The organism is Pseudomonas meliae (assembly GCF_001400515.1).
GTDB classification, from domain to species: domain Bacteria; phylum Pseudomonadota; class Gammaproteobacteria; order Pseudomonadales; family Pseudomonadaceae; genus Aquipseudomonas; species Aquipseudomonas amygdali.
Genome location: NZ_LJQT01000366.1, coordinates 1 through 1,874 on the forward strand (window position 1 = coordinate 1; position 1,874 = coordinate 1,874).

Consider the following 1,874-nt stretch of genomic DNA (forward strand, 5'->3'; position numbering starts at 1 on the left):
TGTGCCTGTTTAGCGAATTCGAGATTTTGGGTCAGACCCAAGATTGTCTCTGAATGTCTCTCGATGACACAGAATGTCTCTCTGTGTCACTAATCTTGTTAGGTTGACTCTAAATGTCTCTACTTGACTTTGAGTGTCTCTAAATGTCACAAAGGGTCTCTAACCCTCGTGAGCCACATTCGAGCATCGGTGAGAGCACTGAAAGGAGAAGAAAATGGACGACTGGCGCAGCAAACCAAGAACAGGCAAGAGCCAGGTAACACCATGGCTGCAACAGATTCAGGCACGCATCGACATGGGTGCCACGATGAAGCAGGCCTACGACGAGCTGATGTCGAATGAGTCCATTTCGCTTGGGTACCGCCAGTTTGTTAGGTACGTCCACACGCTGACATCCAACACACAAGCCACAACACAGAAGACAACGGACAAGCAAACCGCTATAGCTGAGGGACATGCGAAAACGCCCCCTGAGCCAAAAAAGGCAGACAACCAGAGAACACCGATGACACCCGCTGACTTTCGAAAGATCAGGGAAGACTTCGATAGAATGGACTTGAATGCACTTGTTTCAGGCAAGGGGCTGATATTCGACGAAAAATGAATAGCGCGTACTGGCTAGTTCTTATACTTGTCTTTGATACCTGTAGGGATTTTTTCCAACAAAGCGCGTTGTTCTTTATATTCTTGATAGAACCACTTGTTGATTTCATTAACGTCTTGGCTTTCAATAGCGATCCAGGTCATGCCACCGATCATCATAGCTGCCATCACGACCAATCCTGCAAGCATCATATGGTTAAATCGAGTGGCTTGCGTATCTCTGAGATTTCCAGACAACGCAGACACACGATTTTCCAGTTGTTCAATCTTGACCGTCGCACGATTGAGTGCAGGCTCGAAAGCATTAGCAAGACTGTCATGGATGGCCTCAGAAAGCTTGATCCCGACATCTAGACCAGCCTTGGTCGTGGTGGCTTGAATCAATTCTTTAGTGCTTTCCTGGAGAAACAATGCGGTGTCTTCTGCATCTTCAACAGCATCAGCGACAATTCTTAACGAATCATCCATTGAAAGCTCAAGCAACCTGGGTATGTTCTTGATACTGTCGTGCAAGTGACCCACGTCACTTAGCAACTCGGTAATGAGAACGTCACGTGCAGTGGCTGTATTCTTTTCAATCGTGCTCATAGAGCATCCTCCTCCGCAAACAACGCATCAAAGACTACATCAAGCTTACGATTAACGCCTTTGGCGAGAAGCTTCAAGCCATACATATCTGACCAAAGCTCACGATCTTTCATGTCAGCGCTCTTGTCTTTCAGCAACGTCTTGTAGTCGGTGTCATTGCTCATCAACGATGTAAGAGAAATACGCTTGACTGAAAGAGCGTCAAACAGTTCAGTTTCAAATATTGCGCACTTACGATTGCAGACAAACGAATGTGCAAGATCGTAATAGGAAATAATGATGGAGAATTCCGAATCAACGTCACTTTTCACCCGATTGAATACCAATCTTATCTTGTGAGCCGGAATGCCCATCGCGGCCAGCGTTCCAATCATGGTTGCTGTCTCTTTCTGCTCCTTGGTTCCAGAAGTTACTGGAACAACGTAGTAATCAATTTCATCGTGAGCTTCTTCGAAGCTCTCCAGGTTGGCCATGAAGTCCTCAACATTGGAAGCACCCACGTCGATGATGGCGTTGTCTTCAAGCATGAGTCGTTTGAACAGCTCACGAAACTTGTTACCGCGCAGCTTTTCCACGTCCAGGCCTAGATTTTCTGCGGTCTCGTTGATCGACTCGATAGCGTAGATCGGGGCACCGTCCATGCGTGGCGATAGCAGGTTGGCGGCAATGGTTGTTTTGCCGAC

3 protein-coding genes are annotated in these 1,874 nt (G+C 47.1%); 1 reads left to right on the forward strand and 2 read right to left on the reverse strand.

Features of this window, described 5'->3' with window-relative positions; translation table 11 throughout:
- Positions 1-214 precede the first annotated feature (214 nt).
- Complete coding sequence (locus ALO64_RS17475) at positions 215-604, forward strand: hypothetical protein (protein WP_054991764.1); 390 nt, start codon at positions 215-217, stop codon at positions 602-604.
- Positions 605-618: 14 nt separating this feature from the next.
- Here the strand turns inward: ALO64_RS17475 and ALO64_RS17480 are convergent, their stop codons facing one another.
- Together ALO64_RS17480 and stbB are read right to left on the reverse strand one after the other, a co-directional pair.
- Positions 619-1,191, reverse strand: a complete 573-nt coding sequence (locus tag ALO64_RS17480) for a hypothetical protein (protein ID WP_054991765.1) — start codon at positions 1,189-1,191, stop codon at positions 619-621.
- On the reverse strand, positions 1,188-1,874 hold a 687-nt coding region (gene stbB / locus ALO64_RS25580), incomplete at its 5' end, for a StbB family protein (protein WP_054991766.1). The genes ALO64_RS17480 and stbB, both read right to left, overlap by 4 nt.

Excerpts from the sequence above, each read along its gene's own strand:
- ALO64_RS17475 (WP_054991764.1), top strand. The coding sequence starts at position 215 with ATGGACGACTGGCGCAGCAAACCAAGAACAGGCAAGAGCCAGGTAACA.
- ALO64_RS17480 (WP_054991765.1), bottom strand. The coding sequence starts at position 1,191 with ATGAGCACGATTGAAAAGAATACAGCCACTGCACGTGACGTTCTCATT.